The sequence below is a fragment of the Mesorhizobium sp. Arg314 genome (genome assembly GCF_053714275.1).
Genome location: NZ_JBSKBP010000152.1, coordinates 1 through 1806, shown reverse-complemented (window position 1 = coordinate 1806; position 1806 = coordinate 1). Strand labels below are relative to the sequence as shown.

Sequence of the window (1806 nt, the reverse complement as noted above, 5' to 3'; positions counted from 1 at the left end):
CCTGCAATGCCAAACCCGCGATCTTCCTCATTCAACAAGTCAGATCAACGGCTTGCGCATAGTTCACGGGCGACTAGTTCCGCCAAATCGCGGACAGCAGTGGAGTGCACCCCAAGACTAAGACAAGGAAAATTGCGGACATCGTCCCAGGTTAGGCTATGTCGCCTTTTCTATCTGTCGTCCACCTCCTGCATCACCGCGCGGATTACTTCGTGCAATCCATCCGGGTTCGAAAGCAGAATGTCTTTGACGGCGGCTATGGCGGATTTATCTTCAGTCTTGGTCATGGTGGCGTTCCTTCGCGGGATCGGTGACGTGAACAATCACCAGCCTGCCACGACCGCCTTCTTCAGCGAATTTGCAGAACTCTCAGCACACTACCGGCTGAGCAGCACCCCCCCCCCGCGCCCTCGCGCGAGGGCTCATGGGCCCAGGCCCGCCCCGCTCGCCCGGCCTTTCCGGACGCGGAAGCGCCCCGCCGCGGCAGACGGTTTTTCAGACAGAAACCGGCGCCTGTCGGAGCCTTCGGAGCGACAAGGATAGGATCTTCACATTGATCTCGCACCTCTTGGCAGCATGCCAGAATCGTTCACCCCCGCAAGGGCACACTCTGGATGGTCCGGCTCTGCTGCCCGGACCCAATCAAGCCAGTGACCGCCGCCTACGAGCAGGTCGCGGGCGAGCGCTGGAAGCCCCTCTGAGCGGCCCGTAGCAAACCGCGGGCACCATCGACGGCAAGGCCGCCGCGCTCCACATGCAGGTGGGCACCGGATCGTCCTTCTACTCGCCCCTATCTCCGCCTGCCGACACCGGCTGCGCCTTGGCATTCGCGAAATCGCTTTGCGGAACCGCACAGAGATCGCCGAAACAAACCTTCTCACCCTTGTAGTTGGCCAGGGTCTGCAGCAACCCCGGTGCAAGCTCCTGTTTCAGTTCGTCTGAGCCACCCTGCCAATCGCTGAGCGACTTCATTGCCACTTCGACCAACTCGATCGCGCGATCCTTGTCGCCGGTCTCGTAAAAGTACTGAGCGACCGCCGGATAGTGCGCGAACTTGAAGTCGCAGTCGCCTTGCGGGGGATGCAGTGCCAGGATGCGTTCGGACAGCTCCTTGCCCATCGCGAAGCGCTCGGCAGACGGAATATGCGAATTGTCCCTCCCCGGATGGAAGAGTTGGTCTAGCACCTGAACCAGCCAATCATCGGAGTTTTTGTTGATCGCGTCGCGAACCAATAGCTGCATGACCGGCAAGCCACCCCCCACGTCACGCATTCTGTGAAGCAGCAGATTGGCATGAATCACGCGAAAATGGACGTCGTCCGGCCGCAAGGTGACGCCTTCTTCGATGGCCGAGAGCGCCGCCTTCCAATCTTCTGCCTTCGACGCCGCCCGAAATTTCTCATAGATCGGCTTCTTCAAGGCTTGGTCGCGCATTCTGGCTTCGTCTCCGGCAATCCGCTTGGCATCGCCGGCCTTCGCTTCATCGCTGGTACGCCAGCTGCCGTTGATCACTTTCGGTAAAACGTCATCGAGTTGCATCGGATGACCGATAAAGGCGATATGGCCGTCACGATCGACAACGAACGAGGTCGGAATCCCGAGGGAGAAGCTGGGTTCCATCCAAAGCTTGTCCATTTCGCCTGAGAAGTCGAACGCGATCCGATAATTCAGATTCGAGAACTTTTCGGTCAACCAGGCGTCAAGCTTGGTTCGCGCCTCGTCCGCGGTAGGAGCGTCTTCGCAAGCTGCGACTCCGATGACCTCAAGTCCGCTATCTTTGTATTTCTCCTGCAACTGCATCAGATG

At 59.1% G+C, this 1806-nt stretch carries 1 protein-coding gene; it reads right to left on the bottom strand.

All coding sequences use genetic code 11. From position 1 onward, the window contains the following. Positions 1 to 780: 780 nt before the first annotated feature. Positions 781 to 1806: TlpA disulfide reductase family protein (locus ACWGS9_RS34690; protein ID WP_454509422.1), on the bottom strand; the 1026-nt coding region annotated here is incomplete at its 5' end.